Origin of the sequence: Escherichia coli DSM 30083 = JCM 1649 = ATCC 11775 (assembly GCF_003697165.2) — a bacterium.
In the GTDB taxonomy this organism is placed as follows: Bacteria; Pseudomonadota; Gammaproteobacteria; order Enterobacterales; family Enterobacteriaceae; genus Escherichia; species Escherichia coli.
In genome coordinates, this window is record NZ_CP033092.2 from 1,588,689 (window position 1) to 1,608,071 (window position 19,383).

Annotated in this window: 19 protein-coding genes; 18 read left to right on the forward strand and 1 reads right to left on the reverse strand. The window is 52.5% G+C overall.

The genetic code is table 11. The annotated features are described in order from the left end of the window. Positions 1-142: 142 nt before the first annotated feature. Both fabB and yfcJ read left to right on the forward strand, forming a co-directional pair. Positions 143-1,363 (forward strand): beta-ketoacyl-ACP synthase I, encoded by a 1,221-nt coding sequence (gene fabB / locus EAS44_RS08700; protein ID WP_000817178.1) that lies wholly within the window; start codon positions 143-145, stop codon positions 1,361-1,363. Between the two features lie 264 nt (positions 1,364-1,627). Beyond that, positions 1,628-2,806 (forward strand): MFS transporter, encoded by a 1,179-nt coding sequence (yfcJ, locus tag EAS44_RS08705; RefSeq protein ID WP_000127769.1) that lies wholly within the window; start codon positions 1,628-1,630, stop codon positions 2,804-2,806. Here the strand turns inward: yfcJ and flk are convergent. Next, positions 2,803-3,798: a flagella biosynthesis regulator Flk gene (gene flk / locus EAS44_RS08710; RefSeq protein ID WP_000615815.1), complete on the reverse strand. Its 996-nt coding sequence runs from the start codon at positions 3,796-3,798 to the stop codon at positions 2,803-2,805. The two genes, yfcJ and flk, sit on opposite strands and share 4 nt — an antisense overlap. Before the next feature lie 98 nt (positions 3,799-3,896). On the opposite strand from flk, the gene pdxB reads away from it, so the two are divergent. The 16 genes from pdxB (at position 3,897) to rpnB (ending at position 19,371) form a co-directional block, all read left to right on the forward strand. Further along, positions 3,897-5,033 carry a 4-phosphoerythronate dehydrogenase PdxB gene (gene pdxB, locus EAS44_RS08715; RefSeq protein ID WP_000699136.1) on the forward strand — a complete coding sequence of 379 codons (1,137 nt, stop codon included), beginning with the start codon at positions 3,897-3,899 and terminating at the stop codon, positions 5,031-5,033. Between the two features lie 65 nt (positions 5,034-5,098). Continuing rightward, positions 5,099-6,112, forward strand: a complete 1,014-nt coding sequence (gene usg / locus EAS44_RS08720; RefSeq protein ID WP_001289178.1) for an aspartate-semialdehyde dehydrogenase — start codon at positions 5,099-5,101, stop codon at positions 6,110-6,112. Next, positions 6,112-6,924 (forward strand): tRNA pseudouridine(38-40) synthase TruA, encoded by an 813-nt coding sequence (truA, locus tag EAS44_RS08725; protein ID WP_001283598.1) that lies wholly within the window; start codon positions 6,112-6,114, stop codon positions 6,922-6,924. The genes usg and truA overlap by 1 nt, the downstream gene beginning before the upstream one ends. A gap of 82 nt (positions 6,925-7,006) precedes the next feature. Beyond that, positions 7,007-7,666 carry a DedA family protein gene (dedA, locus tag EAS44_RS08730; protein WP_000364337.1) on the forward strand — a complete coding sequence of 220 codons (660 nt, stop codon included), beginning with the start codon at positions 7,007-7,009 and terminating at the stop codon, positions 7,664-7,666. 155 nt (positions 7,667-7,821) lie between these two features. After that, the gene (accD, locus tag EAS44_RS08735; protein WP_000118404.1) at positions 7,822-8,736 is read left to right on the forward strand and encodes an acetyl-CoA carboxylase, carboxyltransferase subunit beta; all 915 of its coding nucleotides are present in this window, start codon (positions 7,822-7,824) and stop codon (positions 8,734-8,736) included. 69 nt (positions 8,737-8,805) lie between these two features. Further along, positions 8,806-10,074, forward strand: coding sequence for a bifunctional tetrahydrofolate synthase/dihydrofolate synthase (gene folC / locus EAS44_RS08740; protein WP_000584582.1), 1,269 nt, complete (start codon positions 8,806-8,808; stop codon positions 10,072-10,074). Further along, on the forward strand, positions 10,064-10,726 hold the full coding sequence (gene dedD / locus EAS44_RS08745) for a cell division protein DedD (RefSeq protein WP_000157003.1): 663 nt from the start codon (positions 10,064-10,066) through the stop codon (positions 10,724-10,726). The genes folC and dedD overlap by 11 nt, the downstream gene beginning before the upstream one ends. A 531-nt stretch (positions 10,727-11,257) precedes the next feature. Next, on the forward strand, positions 11,258-11,746 hold the full coding sequence (gene cvpA, locus EAS44_RS08750; RefSeq protein ID WP_000262115.1) for a colicin V production protein: 489 nt from the start codon (positions 11,258-11,260) through the stop codon (positions 11,744-11,746). A gap of 36 nt (positions 11,747-11,782) precedes the next feature. Further along, a complete protein-coding gene (gene purF, locus EAS44_RS08755) occupies positions 11,783-13,300 on the forward strand; it encodes an amidophosphoribosyltransferase (protein WP_000334221.1) in 1,518 nt (505 codons plus the stop codon). Between the two features lie 94 nt (positions 13,301-13,394). Beyond that, positions 13,395-13,964, forward strand: coding sequence for a flavin prenyltransferase UbiX (ubiX, locus tag EAS44_RS08760; RefSeq protein WP_000825701.1), 570 nt, complete (start codon positions 13,395-13,397; stop codon positions 13,962-13,964). A 265-nt stretch (positions 13,965-14,229) separates the two neighbouring features. Further along, complete coding sequence (argT, locus tag EAS44_RS08765) at positions 14,230-15,012, forward strand: lysine/arginine/ornithine ABC transporter substrate-binding protein ArgT (protein ID WP_000748268.1); 783 nt, start codon at positions 14,230-14,232, stop codon at positions 15,010-15,012. 220 nt (positions 15,013-15,232) lie between these two features. After that, positions 15,233-16,015, forward strand: a complete 783-nt coding sequence (hisJ, locus tag EAS44_RS08770; RefSeq protein WP_000737619.1) for a histidine ABC transporter substrate-binding protein HisJ — start codon at positions 15,233-15,235, stop codon at positions 16,013-16,015. Between the two features lie 89 nt (positions 16,016-16,104). Next, on the forward strand, positions 16,105-16,791 hold the full coding sequence (gene hisQ, locus EAS44_RS08775; RefSeq protein ID WP_000965518.1) for a histidine ABC transporter permease HisQ: 687 nt from the start codon (positions 16,105-16,107) through the stop codon (positions 16,789-16,791). Beyond that, positions 16,788-17,504 carry an ABC transporter permease gene (gene hisM, locus EAS44_RS08780; RefSeq protein WP_000569958.1) on the forward strand — a complete coding sequence of 239 codons (717 nt, stop codon included), beginning with the start codon at positions 16,788-16,790 and terminating at the stop codon, positions 17,502-17,504. Before hisQ ends, hisM begins: the two co-directional genes overlap by 4 nt. 7 nt (positions 17,505-17,511) lie before the next feature. Further along, entirely contained in the window at positions 17,512-18,285 is a 774-nt protein-coding gene (hisP, locus tag EAS44_RS08785; protein WP_001293612.1) for a histidine ABC transporter ATP-binding protein HisP, read from the forward strand. Between the two features lie 195 nt (positions 18,286-18,480). Further along, on the forward strand, positions 18,481-19,371 hold the full coding sequence (rpnB, locus tag EAS44_RS08790) for a recombination-promoting nuclease RpnB (RefSeq protein WP_000156130.1): 891 nt from the start codon (positions 18,481-18,483) through the stop codon (positions 19,369-19,371). Positions 19,372-19,383 lie beyond the last annotated feature (12 nt).

Genomic DNA, 19,383 nt, shown 5'->3' on the forward strand with positions numbered 1-19,383 from the left:
ACAGGCGGTGGCTCGATCTTAGCGATGTGTGTCAGGCTGCGCAAATTTCTCTATTAATTGGCTGATCGGACTTGTTCGGCGTACAAGTGTACGCTATTGTGCATTCGAAACTTACTCTATGTGCGACTTACAGAGGTATTGAATGAAACGTGCAGTGATTACTGGCCTGGGCATTGTTTCCAGCATCGGTAATAACCAGCAGGAAGTCCTGGCATCTCTGCGTGAAGGACGTTCAGGGATCACTTTCTCTCAGGAGCTGAAGGATTCCGGCATGCGTAGCCACGTCTGGGGCAACGTAAAACTGGATACCACTGGCCTCATTGACCGCAAAGTTGTGCGCTTTATGAGCGACGCATCCATTTATGCATTCCTTTCTATGGAGCAGGCAATTGCAGATGCTGGCCTCTCCCCGGAAGCTTACCAGAATAACCCGCGCGTTGGCCTGATTGCAGGTTCCGGCGGCGGTTCCCCGCGTTTCCAGGTTTTCGGCGCTGACGCAATGCGCGGCCCGCGCGGCCTGAAAGCGGTTGGCCCGTATGTGGTCACCAAAGCGATGGCATCCGGCGTTTCTGCCTGCCTCGCCACGCCGTTTAAAATTCACGGCGTTAACTACTCCATCAGCTCCGCGTGTGCGACTTCCGCACACTGTATCGGTAACGCAGTAGAGCAGATCCAACTGGGCAAACAGGACATCGTGTTTGCTGGCGGCGGCGAAGAGCTGTGCTGGGAAATGGCTTGCGAATTCGACGCGATGGGTGCGCTGTCTACTAAATACAACGACACCCCGGAAAAAGCCTCCCGTACTTACGACGCTCACCGTGACGGTTTCGTTATCGCTGGCGGTGGCGGTATGGTAGTGGTTGAAGAGCTGGAACACGCGCTGGCGCGTGGTGCTCACATCTATGCTGAAATCGTTGGCTACGGCGCAACCTCTGATGGCGCAGACATGGTTGCTCCGTCTGGCGAAGGCGCAGTGCGCTGCATGAAGATGGCGATGCACGGTGTTGATACCCCAATCGACTACCTGAACTCTCATGGTACTTCGACTCCGGTTGGCGACGTGAAAGAACTGGCAGCTATCCGTGAAGTGTTCGGCGATAAGAGCCCGGCGATTTCTGCAACCAAAGCAATGACCGGTCACTCACTGGGCGCTGCTGGCGTACAGGAAGCTATCTACTCTCTGCTGATGCTGGAACACGGTTTTATCGCCCCGAGCATCAACATTGAAGAGCTGGACGAGCAGGCTGCGGGTCTGAACATCGTGACCGAAACGACCGATCGCGAACTGACCACAGTTATGTCTAACAGCTTCGGCTTCGGCGGCACTAACGCCACGCTGGTAATGCGCAAGCTGAAAGATTAATTCGGAGTAGGTCGGATAGGACGCGTCAGCGTCGCATCCGACGATATGCGGCAATGCTGCCTCCGGTACTAAAGAATAAGGGAACCCTATGGTTCCCTTTTTCACATCATTGACAATCGCCGCCTGTACCAGGCAAACTTCCCGCTTTGTCGATTTCCTTCTGAAAAGACGTACGCGTTAATTCCTGCCAACGCACCGTAACCCTGAAACCAGAGAGATGAGACGGGGATACTCCTCGCCTTGCGCTGCATTCTGGAGTAATGCATGACTGCTGTAAGCCAAACCGAAACACGATCTTCTGCCAATTTTTCGCTCTTCCGCATCGCTTTTGCGGTTTTTCTCACCTACATGACCGTAGGTTTACCGTTGCCGGTTATCCCGCTGTTTGTTCATCATGAACTGGGCTATGGCAACACTATGGTCGGCATTGCCGTCGGGATTCAGTTTCTGGCTACGGTGCTGACGCGTGGTTACGCCGGGCGACTGGCCGATCAATATGGCGCAAAACGTTCGGCGCTTCAGGGGATGTTAGCTTGTGGTCTGGCGGGGGGCGCGTTACTGCTGGCGGCGATTTTGCCCGTCCCCGCACCGTTCAAATTTGCTCTGTTGGTCGTCGGGCGTTTGATTCTTGGCTTTGGTGAAAGCCAGTTACTGACGGGCGCTCTGACCTGGGGATTAGGCATCGTTGGGCCAAAACATTCCGGCAAAGTGATGTCATGGAACGGAATGGCTATTTACGGTGCCCTCGCTGTTGGTGCGCCGCTTGGCCTGTTGATTCATAGCCATTACGGTTTTGCCGCATTGGCGCTCACCACAATGGCATTACCCTTATTGGCGTGGGCCTGTAACGGCACAGTGCGCAAAGTACCGGCCCTGGCGGGGGAACGTCCATCGCTGTGGAGCGTTGTCGGGCTTATCTGGAAACCAGGGTTAGGTCTGGCACTACAAGGCGTTGGTTTTGCGGTTATCGGGACTTTCGTTTCGCTCTACTTTGCCAGCAAAGGATGGGCGATGGCGGGCTTTACTCTTACCGCGTTTGGCGGCGCATTTGTCGTGATGCGCGTCATGTTTGGCTGGATGCCGGACCGTTTTGGCGGCGTGAAAGTGGCGATCGTCTCTCTGCTTGTAGAAACGGTGGGCTTGTTGCTGCTCTGGCAAGCCCCAGGGGCGTGGGTCGCATTAGCAGGCGCGGCATTAACTGGAGCCGGATGTTCGCTTATCTTTCCTGCGCTGGGCGTGGAGGTGGTTAAACGCGTCCCCTCACACGTTCGCGGCACCGCACTGGGCGGTTACGCCGCGTTTCAGGATATCGCCCTCGGCGTCTCCGGGCCGCTTGCGGGAATGCTGGCGACCACGTTTGGTTACTCTTCGGTATTTCTTGCCGGGGCGATCTCTGCGGTGCTGGGAATTATTGTCACGATACTGTCGTTTCGTCGGGGTTAACGAACCAGCCAGACCAGAATCAGGATAATCGCGACTAACAGTATCCACAGCGCGGGACGCGTTGCCATATTTTGCAACGTGTCCATCATCGGTGGAAAAGGATTAAGCAGCGGTTGCATATCACGCGGCTCAATCCCTTTAACCCGCCGTTGATAAAGCTGGTTAAGAATATCCTCGGCCTGGGCAGAAGAAAGCGATGATTGCGCAGAAAGGCCATATTTTTGCTGGATATATGCCGATAACGCCGCCAGTTCACTGGCATCTAAAGGTTGTTTTAGCGCCATCTGTAGTGATTCCAGTGTCGGCGTATTTTGCTGGCTTAGCGTCTGACGCGCCTGTAGCCAGGTCACCAGATGGTTAAACAGTTTCGCTGGAATTAACTCGCCATCTTTCACCCCGGAAAGTTCCAGCATCGATTGCCAGATCTGTTTGCTGGGTTCCCCCGTTGCTGCCGCAAGTTTGGTCACCAGCTGTTTGAGCGCATTGTGCTCCGCCGGTAATAAAGGACGGTCGGTCGCCTCGCGCTGCTGTGGTTGCGGAATAACCATCTTCCCTTCCTGCAACAGGGTGAGAATGGTTTTTAATTGCTCCGGTGAGAGCTGATTCAGCGGCGTCTGACCAAAGTTATGACGGATATAATCCGTGACCGCCTGACGATTATTCCCCAGACGTAAATACTCCCCTAATTGCGCTAAAAGCTGGCGGGCAGAATGGCTTTTTTGCGCGGCCAACAGACGTTGCGCCAGATTATGCTCAGCGGCAGGGAAGTGACGCGAAAGCAGCGGTGAATCTCCCGACAGACCAATATCGTGCCTGATACCCGCCCACAGTTCTGCTCTTTGTTGTTGCGTCAGTGAGGTCACTTTCGTCATTAAGCTTTCCAGCGAAGTACGTTGCTGACTGGATAAAGGCTGATTGCCCGCGCCAGACGGCAGGTTATCTCCCTGACCTGGTGGTTGCCCAGGAGGAGGGCCGGAAATAGGTTGTATCATTACGTATCCTTATACCTGAAATCTTCGCAAGTATGCCTGGCCGCGAGATTATGGCACACTTGTCTGGTTAACTCTCGTCTCATACAGGTAACACAAACGTGAAAATCCTTGTTGATGAAAATATGCCTTATGCCCGCGACTTATTTAGCCGTTTGGGTGAGGTGACCGCGGTTCCCGGGCGTCCAATTCCCGTCGCTCAACTGGCAGACGCGGATGCGCTTATGGTGCGTTCGGTCACGAAAGTGAATGAATCTTTGCTGGCAGGAAAACCCATTAAATTTGTTGGCACTGCCACCGCGGGGACCGACCATGTCGATGAAGCCTGGTTAAAGCAGGCGGGAATTGGTTTTTCCGCTGCACCTGGCTGTAATGCGATTGCGGTAGTGGAATATGTTTTCTCCTCCCTGCTGATGCTTGCCGAACGCGATGGATTTTCACTGCACGAGCGTACCGTGGGGATCGTTGGCGTTGGTAACGTTGGTCGTCGTTTACAGGCGCGACTGGAAGCGTTAGGGATCAAAACCTTACTTTGCGATCCGCCCCGCGCCGACCGTGGGGATGAGGGTGATTTCCGCTCGCTGGATGAGTTAGTCCAGCATGCGGATATTCTGACTTTCCATACGCCACTCTTTAAAGATGGTCCGTACAAAACGCTGCATCTGGCGGATGAAAAACTGATCCGCAGCCTGAAACCGGGAGCGATCCTGATTAACGCCTGCCGTGGCGCAGTCGTCGATAATACCGCCCTGCTGACCTGCCTGAGCGAAGGCCAGAAGTTAAGCGTAGTGCTGGATGTCTGGGAAGGCGAACCGGAACTTAACGTGGAATTGCTGAAAAAAGTGGATATCGGCACGCCGCATATCGCAGGCTATACCCTGGAAGGTAAAGCACGCGGTACTACGCAAGTGTTTGAAGCTTATAGCAAGTTTATTGGGCATGAACAGCACGTTGCGCTGGATACATTACTGCCCGCGCCAGAGTTTGGTCGCATTACGCTGCATGGCCCGCTCGATCAACCGACGCTGAAAAGGCTGGTGCATTTGGTGTATGATGTGCGCCGCGATGACGCACCGCTGCGTAAAGTCGCCGGGATACCGGGTGAGTTCGATAAACTGCGCAAAAACTATCTTGAGCGCCGTGAATGGTCATCTCTGTATGTGATTTGTGATGACGCCAGTGCGGCATCATTGCTGTGTAAACTGGGTTTTAACGCCGTTCATCATCCGGCACGTTAATCTCTTCTTCATGCTCTCTGCTGTAACATTGGCAGGGAGCTTTGCTATTTCTGGAGTAAACCACCATGTCTGAAGGCTGGAACATTGCCGTCCTGGGCGCAACTGGCGCTGTGGGCGAAGCCCTGCTTGAAACGCTGGCTGAACGTCAGTTCCCGGTTGGGGAAATTTATGCACTGGCACGTAACGAAAGCGCAGGCGAACAACTGCGCTTTGGTGGTAAGACAATCACCGTGCAGGATGCCGCTGAATTCGACTGGACGCAGGCGCAGCTGGCGTTTTTTGTCGCAGGCAAAGAAGCTACCGCTACCTGGGTTGAAGAAGCAACCAACTCAGGTTGTCTGGTGATCGACAGCAGCGGATTGTTTGCTCTCGAACCCGACGTACCGCTGGTGGTGCCGGAAGTAAACCCGTTTGTACTGACCGATTACCGCAACCGGAATGTCATCGCCGTACCAGACAGTCTGACCAGCCAACTGCTGGCGGCACTGAAACCGTTAATCGATCAGGGCGGTTTGTCGCGTATCAGCGTTACCAGCCTGATTTCAGCCTCCGCCCAGGGTAAAAAAGCGGTCGATGCGTTAGCGGGGCAGAGTGCTAAATTACTCAATGGCATTCCGATTGACGAAGAAGATTTCTTCGGGCGTCAGCTGGCGTTCAACATGCTGCCGTTACTGCCGGATAGCGAAGGTAGCGTGCGTGAAGAACGTCGTATCGTTGACGAAGTACGCAAAATCCTGCAGGACGAAGGGCTGATGATTTCGGCAAGCGTCGTCCAGGCACCGGTATTCTACGGTCATGCCCAGATGGTCAACTTTGAAGCACTGCGTCCGCTGGCGGCAGAAGAAGCGCGTGATGCGTTTGCTCAGGGCGAAGATATTGTGCTCTCTGAAGAGAACGAATTCCCGACTCAGGTAGGAGATGCTTCTGGTAGTCCGCATCTTTCTGTTGGCTGCGTACGTAATGACTACGGTATGCCGGAGCAAGTCCAGTTCTGGTCGGTGGCCGATAACGTTCGCTTTGGCGGCGCGCTGATGGCAGTAAAAATCGCCGAGAAACTGGTGCAGGAGTATCTGTACTAATGTCCGACCAGCAACAACCGCCAGTTTATAAAATTGCGCTGGGCATTGAGTACGACGGCAGTAGGTATTACGGCTGGCAACGGCAGAATGAAGTCCGCAGTGTGCAGGAGAAGCTGGAAAAGGCGCTCTCCCAGGTGGCGAACGAACCCATCACCGTCTTCTGCGCCGGGCGTACTGACGCAGGGGTACACGGTACCGGGCAGGTGGTGCATTTCGAAACGACCGCGCAGCGCAAAGACGCTGCGTGGACGTTAGGCGTAAATGCGAATTTACCTGGTGACATCGCCGTGCGTTGGGTTAAAGCTGTACCTGATGATTTTCATGCCCGATTTAGCGCCACGGCTCGCCGTTATCGCTACATCATCTACAATCATCGGCTGCGCCCGGCGGTACTGAGTAAAGGAGTAACCCATTTTTACGAGCCGCTGGACGCTGAACGGATGCATCGGGCTGCGCAATGCTTGCTGGGCGAGAATGATTTCACCTCGTTCCGTGCGGTGCAGTGTCAGTCCCGGACCCCGTGGCGCAACGTTATGCATATTAATGTCACGCGTCACGGTCCTTATGTGGTGGTAGATATCAAAGCGAATGCCTTTGTACATCATATGGTCAGGAATATTGTCGGCAGCCTGATGGAAGTCGGTGCCCACAACCAGCCGGAGAGCTGGATAGCAGAGTTGCTGGCGGCAAAGGACAGAACGCTGGCGGCAGCAACGGCAAAAGCGGAAGGGCTATATCTGGTCGCGGTGGATTACCCTGACCGATATGATCTTCCAAAACCGCCAATGGGCCCGCTATTTCTGGCGGACTAACGAGAATAATGCTCGGAACATTTCAGGCTGTAGCCAACGTAGTTACAGCCTGATAGATGACGAGTACAAGGCATAGGCAAATATGGACCTGATTTATTTCCTCATCGATTTTATCCTGCACATTGACGTGCATCTGGCAGAGCTGGTCGCGGAGTACGGCGTCTGGGTTTATGCCATTTTGTTCTTAATTTTGTTCTGTGAAACCGGTCTGGTGGTAACGCCGTTTTTACCGGGTGATTCATTGCTGTTTGTTGCCGGAGCGTTGGCATCACTGGAGACCAACGATCTCAACGTCCATATGATGGTGGTGCTGATGCTGATCGCCGCGATTGTGGGTGACGCGGTCAATTACACTATCGGGCGGTTGTTCGGTGAAAAGTTATTCAGTAATCCCAATTCGAAAATTTTCCGTCGCAGTTATCTCGACAAAACCCATCAGTTTTATGAGAAACATGGCGGCAAAACGATTATTCTCGCCCGTTTTGTGCCGATCGTCAGAACGTTCGCCCCGTTTGTTGCGGGAATGGGCCACATGTCGTACCGTCATTTCGCCGCTTATAACGTGATTGGCGCACTGTTGTGGGTACTGCTTTTTACCTACGCAGGCTATTTCTTCGGCACGCTCCCCTTCATTCAGAGCAACCTTAAACTGATGATTGTTGGCATTATTTTTGTTTCAATATTGCCAGGTGTTTTCGAATTTATTCGCCACAAACGCGCAGCGGCACGCGCCGCAAAATAAAAAGTAACTCTGCGGTTCGACCACTTTTTTATCCAAAGTTTCGGGCTGTTATGTTTTAATGTGCAACATTCATGGTCTGTTGGGGGCAAAAATGGCATTATGCGTCCCCAAAGATAAAACTGGCATCGAACCAGGTTCAGACAGAAAGGTCCCTAATGAGCTGGATTGAACGAATTAAAAGCAACATTACTCCCACCCGCAAGGCGAGCATTCCTGAAGGGGTGTGGACTAAGTGTGATAGCTGCGGTCAGGTTTTATACCGCGCTGAGCTGGAACGTAATCTTGAGGTCTGTCCGAAGTGTGACCATCACATGCGTATGACAGCGCGTAATCGCCTGCATAGCCTGTTAGATGAAGGAAGCCTTGTGGAGCTGGGTAGCGAGCTTGAGCCGAAAGATGTGCTGAAGTTTCGTGACTCCAAGAAGTATAAAGACCGTCTGGCATCTGCGCAGAAAGAAACCGGCGAAAAAGATGCGCTGGTGGTGATGAAAGGCACTCTGTATGGAATGCCGGTTGTCGCTGCGGCATTCGAGTTCGCCTTTATGGGCGGTTCCATGGGATCTGTGGTAGGTGCGCGTTTCGTGCGTGCCGTTGAGCAGGCGCTGGAAGATAACTGCCCACTGATCTGCTTCTCCGCCTCTGGTGGCGCACGTATGCAGGAAGCACTGATGTCGCTGATGCAGATGGCGAAAACCTCTGCGGCACTGGCAAAAATGCAGGAGCGCGGCTTGCCGTACATCTCCGTGCTGACCGACCCGACCATGGGCGGTGTTTCTGCAAGTTTCGCCATGCTGGGCGATCTCAACATCGCTGAACCGAAAGCGTTAATTGGCTTTGCCGGTCCGCGAGTTATCGAACAGACCGTTCGCGAAAAACTGCCGCCAGGATTCCAGCGCAGTGAATTCCTGATCGAGAAGGGCGCGATCGACATGATCGTCCGTCGTCCGGAAATGCGCCTGAAACTGGCGAGCATTCTGGCGAAGTTGATGAATCTGCCAGCGCCGAATCCTGAAGCGCCGCGTGAAGGCGTAGTGGTGCCACCGGTACCGGATCAGGAACCTGAGGCCTGATAACTGATAAGGGCAGGGCCACTGGCTCTGCCCTTTTGCTATTCTCACCGTAACGAATCAGCGGATACCATGATTATCAAACGCACTCCTCAAGCCGCGTCGCCTCTGGCTTCGTGGCTTTCTTATCTGGAAAACCTGCACAGTAAAACTATCGATCTCGGCCTTGAGCGCGTGAGCCAGGTCGCGGCGCGTCTTGGCGTTCTGAAACCAGCGCCATTTGTGTTTACCGTTGCGGGTACTAATGGCAAAGGCACCACCTGCCGTACGCTGGAGTCGATTCTGATGGCGGCAGGGTACAAAGTGGGCGTCTACAGTTCGCCGCATCTGGTGCGTTATACCGAGCGCGTACGTGTGCAGGGTCAGGAATTGCCGGAATCGGCCCACACCGCTTCTTTTGCGGAGATTGAATCGGCACGCGGTGATATTTCCCTGACCTATTTCGAGTACGGTACGCTCTCGGCGTTGTGGCTGTTCAAGCAGGCACAACTTGACGTAGTGATTCTGGAAGTAGGGCTGGGCGGTCGTCTGGACGCAACCAATATTGTCGATGCCGATGTCGCGGTAGTAACCAGTATTGCGCTGGATCATACCGACTGGCTGGGGCCAGATCGTGAAAGTATTGGTCGCGAGAAAGCAGGTATCTTTCGCAGCGAAAAACCGGCAATTGTCGGTGAGCCGGAGATGCCTTCTACCATTGCTGATGTGGCGCAGGAAAAAGGTGCACTGCTACAACGTCGGGGCGTTGAGTGGAACTATTCCGTCACCGATCATGACTGGACGTTTAGCGATGCTCACGGCACGCTGGAAAATCTGCCGTTGCCGCTTGTCCCGCAACCGAATGCCGCAACGGCGCTGGCGGCACTGCGTGCCAGCGGGCTGGAGGTCAGTGAAAATGCCATTCGCGACGGGATTGCCAGCGCAATTTTGCCGGGACGTTTCCAGATTGTGAGCGAGTCGCCACGCGTTATTTTTGATGTCGCGCATAATCCACATGCGGCGGAATATCTCACCGGGCGTATGAAAGCGCTACCGAAAAACGGGCGCGTGCTGGCGGTTATCGGTATGCTACATGATAAAGATATTGCCGGAACTCTGGCCTGGTTGAAAAGCGTGGTTGATGACTGGTATTGTGCGCCACTGGAAGGGCCGCGCGGTGCCACGGCAGAACAACTGCTTGAGCATTTGGGTAACGGCAAATCATTTGATAGCGTTGCGCAGGCATGGGATGCCGCAATGGCGGACGCTAAAGCGGAAGACACCGTGCTGGTGTGTGGTTCGTTCCACACGGTCGCACATGTCATGGAAGTGATTGACGCGAGGAGAAGCGGTGGCAAGTAAGTTTCAGAATCGGTTAGTGGGCACGATCGTGCTGGTAGCGCTGGGGGTGATTGTACTTCCAGGGCTGCTGGACGGGCAGAAAAAACATTATCAGGATGAGTTCGCGGCTATCCCGCTGGTGCCAAAAGCGGGCGATCGCGATGAGCCTGATATGATGCCAGCCGCCACCCAGGCGTTGCCGACGCAGCCGCCGGAAGGCGCAGCGGAAGAGGTACGGGCAGGTGATGCCGCAGCACCGTCGCTCGATCCGGCCACTATTGCAGCCAATAACACCGAGTTTGAACCGGAACCTGCACCGGTCGTCCCACCGAAGCCGAAACCGGTGGAGCCGCCTAAGCCGAAGGTTGAAGCACCACCTGCGCCGAAGCCAGAACCGAAGCCGGTCGTGGAAGAAAAAGCAGCGCCAACGGGTAAAGCCTATGTTGTGCAACTGGGCGCGCTGAAAAATGCCGATAAAGTGAATGAGATTGTCGGTAAGCTGCGCGGTGCCGGTTATCGGGTTTATACGTCGCCATCCACGCCAGTGCAGGGTAAAATTACCCGTATTCTGGTTGGGCCAGATGCCTCGAAAGATAAGCTGAAAGGATCGCTGGGTGAGCTCAAGCAGCTTTCTGGCTTAAGTGGCGTGGTAATGGGCTATACACCGAATTAATACGGTCTTGCCTGATGCGACGCTGGCGCATCTTATCAGGCCTGTGCAGGGGTAGAACAGTAGGTCGGATAAGGCGTTCACGCTGCATCCGACAGCCGTTGCCTGATGCGACGCTAGCGCGTCTTATCAGGCCTACGCAGGAGTAGAACCGTAGGTCGGATAAGGCGTTCACGCTGCATCCGACAGCCGTTGCCTGATGTGACGCCAGCGCGTCTTATCAGGCCTGTGCAGGGGTAGAACCGTAGGTCGGATAAGGCGTTCACGCCGCATCCGACAGCCGTTGCCTGATGTGACGCCAGCGCGTCTTATCAGGCCTGTGCTGGAGCAGAACTGTAGGTCGGATAAGGCGTTCATGCGGCATCCGACACGCATTGCCCGATGCCGCAAAGGCATAAAAAGTCGATGGCGTTGAATATTTTTTCAGCGCCATTTTTATTGATGCGCGGGAAGGAAATCCCTACGCAAACGTTTTCTTTTTCTGTTAGAATGCGCCCCGAACAGGATGACAGGGCGTAAAATCGTGGGACACATATGGTCTGGATTGATTACGCCATAATCGCGGTGATTGCTTTTTCCTCTCTGGTTAGCCTGATCCGCGGCTTTGTTCGTGAAGTGTTATCGCTGGTGACATGGGGTTGTGCTTTCTTTGTTGCCAGTCATTACTACACTTACCTGTCAGTCTGGTTTACGGGCTTTGAAGACGAACTGGTTCGAAATGGGATTGCCATCGCGGTACTGTTTATCGCTACCCTGATCGTTGGTGCTATCGTGAACTTCGTGATAGGCCAGTTGGTGGAGAAAACGGGGTTGTCAGGCACCGATCGGGTGTTGGGCGTCTGTTTCGGTGCGTTGCGCGGTGTGTTGATTGTTGCTGCCATTCTCTTCTTTCTCGACTCCTTTACCGGGGTGTCGAAAAGCGAAGACTGGAGCAAATCACAGCTGATCCCGCAGTTCAGTTTTATCATCAGATGGTTTTTTGATTATCTGCAAAGCTCGTCAAGTTTCTTGCCCAGAGCGTAAGTGCTCTGAGATGTGGCTTAACGAGGAAAAAGACGTATGTGCGGTATTGTCGGTATCGCCGGTGTTATGCCGGTTAACCAGTCGATTTATGATGCCTTAACGGTGCTTCAGCATCGCGGTCAGGATGCCGCCGGCATCATCACCATAGATGCCAATAACTGCTTCCGTTTGCGTAAAGCGAACGGGCTGGTGAGCGATGTATTTGAAGCTCGCCATATGCAGCGTTTGCAGGGCAATATGGGCATTGGTCATGTGCGTTACCCCACGGCTGGCAGCTCCAGCGCCTCTGAAGCGCAGCCGTTTTACGTTAACTCCCCGTATGGCATTACGCTTGCCCACAACGGCAATCTGACCAACGCTCACGAGTTGCGTAAAAAACTGTTTGAAGAAAAACGCCGCCACATCAACACCACTTCCGACTCGGAAATTCTGCTTAATATCTTCGCCAGCGAGCTGGACAACTTCCGCCACTACCCGCTGGAAGCCGACAACATTTTCGCCGCCATCGCTGCTACAAACCGCTTAATCCGCGGCGCGTATGCCTGTGTGGCGATGATCATCGGCCACGGTATGGTTGCTTTCCGCGATCCTAACGGGATTCGTCCGCTGGTACTGGGAAAACGTGATATTGACGAGAACCGCACAGAATATATGGTCGCTTCCGAAAGCGTTGCGCTCGATACGCTGGGCTTTGATTTCCTGCGTGACGTCGCGCCGGGCGAAGCGATTTACATCACTGAAGAAGGACAGTTGTTTACCCGTCAATGTGCTGACAATCCGGTCAGCAATCCGTGCCTGTTTGAGTATGTATACTTTGCCCGCCCGGACTCGTTCATCGACAAAATTTCCGTTTACAGCGCGCGCGTGAATATGGGCACCAAACTGGGCGAAAAAATTGCCCGCGAATGGGAAGATCTGGATATCGACGTGGTGATCCCTATTCCGGAAACCTCGTGTGATATCGCGCTGGAAATTGCGCGTATTCTGGGCAAACCGTACCGCCAGGGCTTCGTTAAAAACCGCTATGTTGGCCGCACCTTCATCATGCCGGGTCAGCAGCTGCGTCGTAAGTCCGTGCGCCGTAAACTGAACGCCAACCGCGCCGAGTTCCGCGATAAAAACGTCCTGCTGGTCGACGACTCTATCGTCCGTGGCACCACTTCTGAGCAGATTATTGAGATGGCACGCGAAGCCGGAGCGAAGAAAGTGTACCTCGCTTCTGCGGCACCGGAAATTCGCTTCCCGAACGTTTACGGTATCGATATGCCGAGCGCCACGGAACTGATCGCTCACGGTCGCGAAGTAGATGAAATTCGCCAGATCATCGGTGCTGACGGGTTGATTTTCCAGGATCTGAACGATCTGATCGAAGCCGTTCGCGCTGAAAACCCGGATATCCAGCAGTTTGAATGCTCGGTGTTCAACGGCGTCTACGTCACCAAAGACGTTGATCAGGGCTACCTCGATTTCCTCGATACTTTACGTAATGACGACGCCAAAGCAGTGCAACGTCAGAACGAAGTGGAAAATCTCGAAATGCATAACGAAGGATGATGCCTTCGCTCAGGGTGCCGGTCTGGCACCCTGACTTGCAACTCCCGCCGAAATCCTGCAAAGTCAGCCTGCAAGTCTGACAGGGCAACTATTTATGAAACGACTCATTGTAGGCATCAGCGGTGCCAGCGGCGCGATTTATGGCGTGCGTTTATTACAGGTTCTGCGCGATGTCACAGATATCGAAACGCATCTGGTAATGAGCCAGGCGGCGCGCCAGACCTTATCCCTCGAAACGGATTTTTCCCTGCGCGAAGTGCAGGCGTTAGCTGATGTGACACACGATGCGCGCGATATTGCTGCCAGCATTTCTTCCGGTTCTTTCCAGACGTTGGGGATGGTGATTTTACCCTGTTCAATCAAAACCCTGTCCGGCATTGTCCATAGCTATACTGATGGCTTACTGACCCGTGCGGCAGATGTGGTGCTGAAAGAGCGTCGCCCGTTGGTGCTCTGCGTGCGTGAAACGCCACTGCACTTAGGCCATCTGCGTTTAATGACTCAGGCGGCAGAAATCGGTGCGGTGATTATGCCTCCCGTTCCGGCGTTTTATCATCGCCCACAATCCCTTGATGATGTGATAAATCAGACGGTTAATCGTGTTCTTGACCAGTTTGCGGTAACCCTTCCTGAAGATCTCTTTGCCCGCTGGCAGGGCGCATAACTCCGCTGTTGCCCTGTTTCAGGGCAATTTTGCAACCGCGATCAAATCCTCGACATTTTGTTTCTGCCATTCAATCGAAACGCTGCGATTCAACCGCTATACCTGCTATCTTCAACTTTAGGACAATAGTGCAACGTCTTATTAACATATTTAACGTTGAATGTTACTGCTGTCGTCAAGATGGCATAAGACCTGCATGAAAGAGCCTGCAAACACACAACACAATACACAACATAAAAAAGCCATTTTCACTTGAGGGTTATGTATGAAGAAGTCGATTCTCGCTCTGTCTTTGTTAGTCGGTCTCTCCGCAGCGGCTTCCAGCTATGCGGCGCTACCGGAGACGGTACGTATCGGAACCGATACCACCTACGCACCGTTCTCATCGAAAGATGCCAAAGGTGACTTTGTTGGCTTTGATATCGATCTCGGTAACGAGATGTGCAAACGGATGCAGGTGAAATGTACCTGGGTTGCCAGTGACTTTGACGCGCTGATCCCCTCACTGAAAGCGAAAAAAATCGACACCATTATTTCGTCGCTCTCCATTACCGATAAACGTCAGCAGGAGATAGCCTTCTCTGACAAGCTGTACGCCGCAGATTCTCGTTTGATTGCCGCCAAAGGTTCACCGATTCAGCCAACGCTGGATTCACTGAAAGGTAAACATGTTGGTGTGCTGCAGGGATCAACCCAGGAAGCATACGCTAACGAGACCTGGCGTAGCAAAGGCGTGGATGTGGTGGCCTATGCCAACCAGGATTTGGTCTATTCCGATCTGGCTGCAGGACGTCTGGATGCTGCGTTACAAGATGAAGTTGCTGCCAGCGAAGGTTTCCTTAAGCAACCCGCCGGTAAAGATTTCGCCTTTGCAGGCCCATCAGTGAAAGACAAAAAATACTTCGGTGACGGCACCGGTGTAGGGCTGCGTAAAGATGATGCTGAACTGACGGCGGCCTTCAATAAGGCGCTTAACGAGCTGCGTCAGGACGGCACCTACGACAAGATGGCGAAAAAGTATTTCGACTTTAATGTCTACGGTGACTGATACGTCGCAGGGAAGCTGTACCTGATGGAATGATCATCATGGTGCACGCCAGGTTTGTTGCACTATCGTGGTGCATTGAAATGCATACTTAAGCATTTTTAATGAAAAATAATACGTCTGGCGGGGCGGGATATTTTGCCTTGATGGTCAATTTTATGGCACGATAAGTGTAACAAACCTGTAAATATTCCCGATAAAAAGACTGTCAGTTGAGGACATTATGAAAAAACTGGTGCTATCGCTCTCTCTGGTTCTGGCCTTCTCCAGCGCAACTGCGGCATTTGCTGCGATTCCGCAAAACATCCGCATCGGTACCGATCCGACCTATGCGCCATTTGAATCAAAAAATTCACAAGGTGAACTGGTTGGCTTCGATATCGATCTGGCGAAGGAGTTGTGCAAACGCATCAATACGCAATGTACGTTTGTCGAAAACCCACTCGATGCGTTAATCCCGTCCTTAAAAGCGAAGAAGATTGACGCCATCATGTCATCGCTTTCCATTACGGAAAAACGTCAGCAAGAAATAGCCTTCACCGACAAACTGTACGCTGCCGATTCTCGTTTGGTGGTGGCGAAAAATTCCGACATTCAGCCGACAGTCGAATCGCTGAAAGGCAAACGGATAGGCGTATTGCAGGGCACCACCCAGGAGACGTTCGGTAACGAACACTGGGCACCAAAAGGCATTGAAATCGTTTCTTATCAGGGGCAGGACAATATTTATTCTGACCTGACTGCCAGACGTATTGATGCCGCGTTCCAGGATGAGGTCGCAGCCAGCGAAGGTTTCCTCAAACAACCCGTCGGTAAAGATTACAAATTCGGTGGCCCGTCTGTTAAAGATGAAAAACTGTTTGGCGTAGGGACCGGCATGGGCCTGCGTAAAGAAGATAACGAACTGCGCGAGGCACTGAACAAAGCCTTTGCCGAAATGCGCGCTGACGGTACTTACGAGAAATTAGCGAAAAAGTACTTCGATTTTGATGTTTATGGTGGTTAATCGCCATCGGTGAAAGAAAGCCCGCTCCCTTCGGGTATCCGGAGGGAGACAAGAGGCGGTAATTCACCACACACGACAGGACAGGCAGCATGTTGTATGGGTTTTCAGGTGTTATTTTACAGGGTGCGCTCGTCACGCTGGAGCTGGCTATCAGCTCTGTAGTGCTCGCTGTAATCATCGGTTTAATTGGCGCTGGCGGTAAGCTCTCACAAAATCGGCTTTCGGGCCTTATTTTCGAAGGGTACACCACGCTGATTCGAGGCGTGCCGGATTTAGTATTGATGCTGCTGATTTTCTACGGTTTGCAGATTGCGCTAAACACGGTGACGGAGGCGATGGGCGTCGGGCAGATTGATATCGATCCGATGGTCGCTGGTATTATTACTCTCGGTTTTATCTACGGTGCTTATTTTACCGAAACGTTCCGTGGCGCGTTTATGGCTGTGCCGAAAGGGCATATAGAGGCGGCGACGGCGTTCGGTTTTACTCGTGGGCAAGTGTTTCGGCGGATCATGTTTCCGGCGATGATGCGTTACGCCCTGCCAGGCATTGGCAACAACTGGCAGGTGATTCTCAAATCTACCGCTTTGGTTTCGTTACTCGGCCTGGAAGATGTGGTCAAAGCCACGCAACTGGCAGGCAAAAGTACCTGGGAACCGTTCTATTTCGCCATCGTCTGTGGCGTGATTTACCTGGTTTTCACCACCGTTTCCAATGGTGTGCTGCTGTTCCTTGAGCGCCGCTACTCCGTGGGTGTGAAGAGGGCTGACCTGTGATCGAAATTTTACATGAATACTGGAAACCGTTGTTGTGGACCGACGGTTATCGCTTTACTGGCGTGGCAATCACTCTGTGGCTGCTTATTTTGTCGGTAGTGATAGGCGGAGTTCTGGCGCTGTTTCTGGCGATTGGTCGTGTCTCCAGTAATAAATACATCCAGTTTCCAATCTGGTTATTTACCTATATTTTTCGCGGTACGCCGCTGTATGTTCAGTTGCTGGTGTTCTATTCCGGCATGTACACGCTTGAGATTGTTAAGGGAACCGAATTCCTTAACGCTTTCTTCCGCAGTGGCCTGAACTGTACCGTGCTGGCGCTGACGCTTAACACCTGCGCTTACACTACCGAGATTTTTGCCGGGGCAATCCGTTCAGTGCCGCATGGGGAAATTGAAGCCGCCAGAGCCTATGGCTTCTCGACCTTTAAAATGTATCGCTGCATTATTTTGCCTTCTGCGCTGCGTATTGCGTTACCGGCATACAGCAACGAAGTGATCCTGATGCTGCACTCTACTGCGCTGGCATTTACTGCCACGGTGCCGGATCTGCTGAAAATTGCCCGCGATATTAACGCCGCCACATATCAACCTTTTACCGCTTTTGGCATTGCCGCGGTGCTCTATTTAATCATCTCTTATGTCCTGATCAGCCTCTTTCGTAGAGCTGAAAAACGCTGGTTGCAGCATGTGAAACCTTCTTCAACGCACTGAGAATACGATGTCCGAGAATAAATTAAACGTTATCGATTTGCACAAACGCTACGGCGAACACGAAGTGCTGAAAGGGGTCTCATTGCAAGCGAATGCCGGAGATGTCATAAGCATCATCGGATCGTCGGGATCGGGTAAAAGTACCTTTCTGCGCTGCATTAACTTCCTCGAAAAACCGAGCGAAGGATCGATCGTGGTCAATGGCCAGACGATCAATCTGGTGCGCGATAAAGATGGTCAACTCAAAGTCGCCGATAAAAATCAGCTGCGCTTATTGCGCACACGCCTGACGATGGTATTTCAGCACTTCAATCTCTGGAGCCATATGACGGTGCTGGAAAACGTCATGGAAGCGCCGATTCAGGTGTTGGGCCTGAGCAAGCAGGAAGCGCGCGAGCGGGCGGTGAAATATCTGGCAAAAGTCGGGATAGACGAACGTGCGCAGGGGAAATACCCGGTGCACCTGTCCGGTGGTCAGCAACAGCGTGTTTCTATCGCGCGGGCGCTAGCGATGGAACCGGAAGTTTTACTGTTTGATGAACCTACTTCAGCGCTCGATCCTGAACTGGTAGGCGAAGTGTTGCGTATTATGCAGCAACTGGCAGAAGAGGGGAAAACCATGGTGGTAGTGACTCACGAAATGGGCTTTGCTCGTCATGTTTCTACTCACGTCATTTTCCTCCATCAGGGGAAAATAGAAGAAGAAGGGGCGCCGGAGCAGTTATTCGGTAACCCGCAAAGCCCTCGTCTGCAACAGTTCCTTAAAGGTTCGCTGAAATAATTTCCTCTCCGGTGGTTAACGCTGCCGGAGTATTTCATGGGGAATTTGCGAGTCCGCTTCCGCTGAAATGTAAAAGTTGCAGTCCGCTAAAAATAGTTCTGAATTCGCTGTCCAAAGATAAAAACTGCCTGCTGCATTGGGTGTAAATCGTGGTTATTGTCGCGTCATCTTAAATTTGAGGGGTGACGGAACGCCATGACAATATCGACAACTTCCACGCCGCATGATGCGGTATTTAAATCTTTTTTACGCCATCCAGACACCGCGCGGGATTTTATTGATATTCATCTTCCCGCGCCGCTGCGCAAACTGTGTGATTTAACGACGCTTAAACTGGAACCAAATAGTTTTATTGATGAAGACCTGCGGCAATATTATTCCGACCTCTTGTGGTCTGTGAAAACGCAGGAGGGAGCGGGTTATATTTATGTGGTGATAGAGCACCAAAGTAAGCCAGAGGAATTAATGGCTTTTCGCATGATGCGCTATTCCATTGCGGCGATGCAAAACCATCTTGATGCGGGTTATAAAGAGCTTCCATTAGTGATCCCGATGCTGTTTTATCATGGTTGCAGAAGCCCTTATCCATATTCACTCTGCTGGCTTGATGAATTTGCCGAGCCTGCGATTGCCCGCAAAATTTATTCATCGGCTTTTCCGCTGGTGGATATTACCGTGGTGCCGGATGACGAGATTATGCAACATCGCAAAATGGCGCTGTTGGAGTTAATTCAGAAACATATTCGTCAGCGCGATCTGTTGGGATTAGTCGACCAAATTGTTTCGCTGCTAGTTACAGGGAACACTAATGACAGACAGCTAAAAGCCCTGTTTAATTACGTATTACAAACGGGGGATGCCCGGCGTTTCCGTGCATTTATTGGTGAGATAGCGGAACGCGCACCACAAGAAAAGGAGAAACTGATGACCATTGCTGACAGATTACGTGAAGAAGGCGCAATGCAGGGCAAACACGAAGAAGCCCTGCGCATTGCTCAGGAGATGATGGAAAAAGGATTTGACCACGAAGTCATCCTGACGCTGACCCGACTTTCACCAGACGATCTTATCGCGCCAAGCCACTAACCCTGTAACACC